Source organism: Pontibacter sp. HJ8 (assembly GCF_054824225.1).
Window position 1 is genome coordinate 1 of sequence record NZ_JSYF01000539.1, and the last position, 5,273, is coordinate 5,273.

Annotated in this window: 8 protein-coding genes; all 8 read right to left on the reverse strand. The window is 49.5% G+C overall.

The genetic code is table 11. The annotated features are described in order from the left end of the window. Positions 1 to 241, reverse strand: a 241-nt coding sequence (locus OB13_RS19025) for an RrF2 family transcriptional regulator (protein ID WP_461491766.1), incomplete at its 3' end; no start/stop codon positions are given. A 131-nt stretch (positions 242 to 372) separates the two neighbouring features. Further along, entirely contained in the window at positions 373 to 678 is a 306-nt protein-coding gene (locus OB13_RS19030; RefSeq protein WP_461491767.1) for a cupin domain-containing protein, read from the reverse strand. Between the two features lie 50 nt (positions 679 to 728). Further along, positions 729 to 1,124 carry a group III truncated hemoglobin gene (locus OB13_RS19035; protein ID WP_461491768.1) on the reverse strand — a complete coding sequence of 132 codons (396 nt, stop codon included), beginning with the start codon at positions 1,122 to 1,124 and terminating at the stop codon, positions 729 to 731. A gap of 2 nt (positions 1,125 to 1,126) precedes the next feature. Further along, positions 1,127 to 1,528, reverse strand: a complete 402-nt coding sequence (locus OB13_RS19040; RefSeq protein WP_461491769.1) for a cytochrome C — start codon at positions 1,526 to 1,528, stop codon at positions 1,127 to 1,129. A 4-nt stretch (positions 1,529 to 1,532) separates the two neighbouring features. Then, complete coding sequence (locus OB13_RS19045; protein WP_461491770.1) at positions 1,533 to 1,790, reverse strand: hypothetical protein; 258 nt, start codon at positions 1,788 to 1,790, stop codon at positions 1,533 to 1,535. Positions 1,791 to 1,804: 14 nt separating this feature from the next. Further along, on the reverse strand, positions 1,805 to 2,080 hold the full coding sequence (locus tag OB13_RS19050; RefSeq protein ID WP_461491771.1) for a hexameric tyrosine-coordinated heme protein: 276 nt from the start codon (positions 2,078 to 2,080) through the stop codon (positions 1,805 to 1,807). 7 nt (positions 2,081 to 2,087) lie between these two features. Continuing rightward, positions 2,088 to 3,101 (reverse strand): cbb3-type cytochrome c oxidase subunit II, encoded by a 1,014-nt coding sequence (locus OB13_RS19055; RefSeq protein WP_461491772.1) that lies wholly within the window; start codon positions 3,099 to 3,101, stop codon positions 2,088 to 2,090. A gap of 63 nt (positions 3,102 to 3,164) precedes the next feature. After that, positions 3,165 to 5,033: a cbb3-type cytochrome c oxidase subunit I gene (locus OB13_RS19060; protein WP_461491773.1), complete on the reverse strand. Its 1,869-nt coding sequence runs from the start codon at positions 5,031 to 5,033 to the stop codon at positions 3,165 to 3,167. Between the last annotated feature and the right edge of the window lie 240 nt (positions 5,034 to 5,273).

Sequence of the window (5,273 nt, forward strand, 5' to 3'; positions counted from 1 at the left end):
TAACGATATTGATGACAGGTTGCTCCAACTGGTATTCATCGATGAAAAAACCACCGTAGGGTCCTTTTAAAGAAGTAATGATCCGGTGCTTGTTGAGGATTTGCAGAATCTTTGCTGTAAAGGCTTCGGGTGCATCTATCTCTTTTGCTATAGCTTTCACATTTAGCTTCACTCCTTCACCAGCTTTCGAGGCGATATAAACGGCCGCCCTGATGCCATATTTGCACGACTTGGAAATCATATGCTGTCCCCTTTTAAGTGTTCTGCTGCAAACATAAAGTATAACGACCTAATAAAGGGCAGAAAACTTCATGTACCTACTGCTGGCTATGACCTATACCTGCTCGTAATACTGCAGCAATGTTTTGGTTATTATCCTGATTCACTTCCGGAAGGCTGGCTGGTGAGGAAATTTATCTGCGCACCGGCAGCTAAAATAACTGTGGCAGCAAAGTTTTCCTGAATTTGCAAACTGTGCGGCTCATTGGCCGGAATAACCAAAGTAGCCCCTGCTTCCAGTACAACTTCCCTTTCCTGAAGTTTCAGCATTCCTTTGCCTTCTCTAATAACCAGGCATGCATCTGATGTAGCATAATGCCGCGGCATCTCCTCTCCTTTGGCTAAGCTAACGGTCAAAACTTTGTAAGAAGCATTGGCATGAATTTCTTTCATCTCCATTTCATCTTCATTAGAGCTTATCATTAAAAATAAACGTTGACTTTCGTCGTCTATACTAATGTTACCGTATCGGTTCCCTTTAGCCCGTCAATACGCCTTTCAAAATTAGTTGCCATGATCAGCGCTCTTTTCTTAGCTTCCTCAGCCATCGGGCCTTCAAAGTAAGTATCCACTGTGCTTATGAAAAGTGAGAGCCAGCGCTCAAAATGCTCCCCATCTACGGGCATGGTCGCGTGCTTAGCAAAAGGGTTACTGGTATAGCCTTTTACACCGAACAGCGCAGCGTTCCAGAAGGTATACATCTTTTCCAGGTGCGGCTTCCAGTAGGTGTTGAGTCTGAAAAGAAAAATGGGCGCCAGCAGTTCGTCGTTACGAACCAAGGTATAGAACTCGTCTACCAATACCTTTATATCCTCTAGTCCGGTTATATCATGTTTTGTCGTCATCTTTATATTGCAAATTGTGTGATTAGGTAATACAATGCCCAGCCGCCAAATACGATGTGCAGGATCCAGACCCAGTTGGGTATACTCCGTGGAGTTTCACTGCCTTCGATCAGGAACACTTTCTGATCGCCTTTGCCATAGGCGCTCACCATAATGGGCAGCACGCCGTCTACTACTTCGTTCTCAGAAATGCCTTCCACGTTAATGTCAGGGCCATTGCGTACTACAAATGGAAGCTTACGAATACCTTCCTTGCCGGATGGGTCTTTGCTGACAATACGCAGGGTATGTTCTCCATCTACCAGTTTCCGGGTATCCAGCTCGAAGTTGATGGGTGATCTGAAGGAGCCGACTGGCTGCGGATCGTCATCTACAAAAATTATTACAGAGCTTTTGTCTTCCATTCTGTCAGAAATCTAATACTGTTCTTTTGATGTGATCCTCACCTTTTTCGCCCGGACGGGCCAGCCATTTTATGCTAAAAAACAGACAAAGCACCACAATGATCACCGTGGCCCAGACAAAAACATAGTCCCAGTCACCTTGCGGGCCAGCTCCGTGGCTGATGCCCTGCAGCACTTTAGGCTGCTGCTTCTCACACACCGGGCAGGCAAAAGCTGTCAGGCTCAACAGTGTGGCGAAAATTGAAAGCAGGATGGTTTTCATAAGCCAGGTTCTATTTAATCGCTTGTTCTCCAATAGTTGTTTGCCTTTGCTATCTCCTGAAACATTTTCCGGGCGCATGCTTTACAACATGCGGCTTCTTTGCGGGTTGCAGCCTTTTTTCCTTTAGCTGGCTTAAAAACACAACAAGCAATTTGCTGCCGTCTCAGCCCATCGTCCGGTTGCCTGTCGCAAATCGCTTTCCGGGCAAGGCTTATAGCTAAAAGCTGGCCTTCAAACGGCGTAGCAGTCAGCAGTTCCGGTGACCTTTGGTCTGGCATTGCTTCGGACATGTGCCATTTACTTTTTAGCTGTCTCTTTGAGAAGATCCATAATCTTCTGTACTTTTTCCACCGGTACTTTTCGTGCACTATTGCCCCAACTGCTGCGCTCGTGGTTGATGATGGCGGTAACCTCGGCCGCTGATAAGTTCATGTTCGCTCCAATGGCCGGCATGGACGCAAATTCCGGCCGGGCATCGTAGCCGTTCATCACTATATCTATCAGCACCTCCGGATTATCGTCCAGTACAATCTGGCTTCCTTTCAGGGGCGGAAAAGCACCTTTCAGGCCCTCGCCGCTGGCCTGGTGACAGCTCTGGCAATTGGCCGCATAAAGCGCAGCACCGTCCAAGCCCAGGTCCTCACTGCTGCCAGTGGTCGCAATAGTTTTTTCTTCCTGTTTGTATAGGAATTCAGGCGTAGGTATGGCTTCGGGCAATTGTGCCTGCTTCAGCGATTGCAGGTAAGCTACCAGGTTCAGGGCATCTTTGGTGGCCACTATTTTGCCTTTCACACCCTTCCGGAAAGCATCGGGCACCGGAACCTCCACATCGCCTTCTTCCAACTCAGCTTTCTCCTCAAACAACCACGGGTAAGCCGGCATAATCGACTCCGCTACTACGGCGCGCGGCTGGTACAGGTGCAGCAGATTCCATTCGGCGCTTGGCTGGCGATTGCCTATATCTGTTAAGTCAGGACCGGTGCGCTCCGTCCCCATCAGCGTAGCCGTGTTGCGCCATAGATCGGTGCGCTCTTCATCCGCATAATCTGCCGCTATGCTGGGTCGCTTACCCCACATTTTGTCCATATCAAGGTTGCGCACCTGCTGGGTATGGCATGCTACGCAGCCATTGGCTACGTAAAGCGCCTTTCCTTCCAGGGCGGCGTCGCTCAGAGCCTCTTCGGTTGGCAGCGGGCTGTTGTTGTTCTGGTTGCTGATGGCAGGCATGATGGCAACCAGTATAGTGAGCACGACAAACAAGCCAAGCGCACTCAGGTATAGTTTCCGATAGTCGTTAAAAAAGTCCATCATATGCTGTGTGTGCTAAAGAGCAACTGTTAGGAATTTCATGGGTTATACATTCGTAGAAGAGTTTCATTTATCGAGGATGTCCACCAGTTCGTTCGCATGAAGCTTCTTGATGGCGGTGTCGTTGATGTTCACTGTTTTGCGTGGATTTATCATATTGTACATGTTATAGGCAAACACCAGGTGCGATACCCACATCAGCGAACCGCCAATGGCACGCCACAACCAGTAGGGAGCCATCGTGGTCACACTTTCAATAAAGGGCAGCCCTTCCATCCACATCAGACCCCGCATGGTACCGCCCCACATCAGCGGAACAGTATAGAACATCATACCGATAAAGGCCATCCAGAAGTGAATGCCCACCGTGATCTGTGGAGGCTCCTGACGCGTCAGCCGCGGCACAATGGCATAGATGCCTCCCCACAGAAAGAAGGCAATGATACCGTACATAGTCAGGTGTGAGTGCGCTACCGTAAAATCTGTAAAGTGCCAGATAAGGTTGGTGCTGCGGAAAGCCTCTGCCGTGCCCTGCAGCGAGCCTGTGAAGTAGAAGATGATGCCCACAATAAAGAAAGGCAGGGTATAGCTGCCCGCTACTTTATGCCATGCCCCCCGGAAGGTCATCAGGAAATTGGTAGTACCCGACACGACAGGTATGATCATACCCGCGCTGCCCACAATCGCTACCGTCTGCAACGACCAGGGGATGGCGCTGAATACGAAGTGATGCGTGCCTATCAAAGTATAAAAGAATATCTGCGACCAGAAGGCAAGGATGCCGAGGCTGTAGGAGTAAATGGGCTTGTTGAGCTGTTGGGGCAGGTAATAGTACACCAGACCAAGCGTGAAGAGCATGAACCACATGCCCACACCCTGGTGCATATAATAACCCTGTATGATGGTTTCGCCGAGTCCGTTCTGAAAGTTTGGCACATACGCTACGATCGAGATCACAATGGCAAACATTACAGCCGCCACGATGTACCAGTTCGATACATAGATCTCTGTCGTTTTGCGGTTAGCAACCGTTCTCAGGTAATTGACCAGGGTGATCACCAGTCCGATGCCGAAAAGCAACTGGATGGGCCAGATGTACTCGCGGTATTCGCCACCACCATTGTTGATGCCTGCCATCAGCGCGATAGTGCCCAGCACAACCGATGCATTGATGAGGAGCAGCGACCACCAGCCGCTCTTCAGACTATGTATTTGTATGTTACTTACTCGCGGCACCACGTAATAGCCCAGGCCCAGCATGGCAAGCGACGACCAACCCCAGAACACCGCGTTGGTGTGCACCGGACGCAACCTGCCGAAACTCAGCCAGCTCACCTGGTCCACATCCGGTGCCACGAACTTAATGCCGATATACTCTCCCACCGATGTTCCGAAGACAAGCCAGAAAGTGGCGGTGCCCAAAAACCAAAGGATGAGCCTGGATAGCGCCGGGTCGATGCCAGGCCGGACGATAGCTTTGCGCTTGGCTTCTATGAAACGGATGTTGGACTGCTCGTTTATGCTGCTTAACAGGCCTCTGGAGTCTTCCGGTGAAAAAGGCCCTGAGAGTTCCTGGTTATTGAGGTGATATACCTGGTGCTCCCTGTCTTTTTGCAGCGCTCCCAGTTGGTCCACATTCAGTGATTTCAGGTAGGTGGCAAAGCGAGAGGCCTCCTCCGTGTCTTTTCTATTCTGGATACTTCGGAAGAGCGCGTTCGCTTTAACCACCAGCAGAAAAAGGGCGGCGACAACAGGTATAATCAGCAGCGTGATGGTGATGAGGATACCCGGCAAACTGAAAAGACCGCCGTCCCCGGTGCTCCCGGATTGGGCGTAGGCAGCAGACGGAAACAGGCAAGAAGTTGTTAGCAATATGACGTAAAAGAGCTTCGATCGTTTTTTGGGGATTCTATTGCCACTTCTTTGTTTCGTCATGTCAGCAAATTTTAAGGTGCTCCTGTCCTAAAGGTACGTAAATAATCTATAAAAGATAACTTTATCCTTTATGGATTTAAAAAGGCACCTACTTTATTTCTTACCCTCTTGTAGGTTACACTCGCAGCTAAATCCCTGTGAATGAAGTTCGATAATTCGATCCCAAGGACTACTCGAAAGCCTCTCAGTAATCCTGAGGTTTTTTTGCCTCGGTTGCTAGCCCAACTCGTAGCATCCTAA

Coding starts and splice junctions, on each gene's coding strand:
- OB13_RS19060 (WP_461491773.1), bottom strand. CDS start 5,033: ATGACGAAACAAAGAAGTGGCAATAGAATCCCCAAAAAACGATCGAAG.
- OB13_RS19055 (WP_461491772.1), bottom strand. CDS start 3,101: ATGATGGACTTTTTTAACGACTATCGGAAACTATACCTGAGTGCGCTT.
- OB13_RS19045 (WP_461491770.1), bottom strand. CDS start 1,790: ATGAAAACCATCCTGCTTTCAATTTTCGCCACACTGTTGAGCCTGACA.
- OB13_RS19035 (WP_461491768.1), bottom strand. CDS start 1,124: ATGACGACAAAACATGATATAACCGGACTAGAGGATATAAAGGTATTG.
- OB13_RS19040 (WP_461491769.1), bottom strand. CDS start 1,528: ATGGAAGACAAAAGCTCTGTAATAATTTTTGTAGATGACGATCCGCAG.
- OB13_RS19030 (WP_461491767.1), bottom strand. CDS start 678: ATGGAGATGAAAGAAATTCATGCCAATGCTTCTTACAAAGTTTTGACC.
- OB13_RS19050 (WP_461491771.1), bottom strand. CDS start 2,080: ATGTCCGAAGCAATGCCAGACCAAAGGTCACCGGAACTGCTGACTGCT.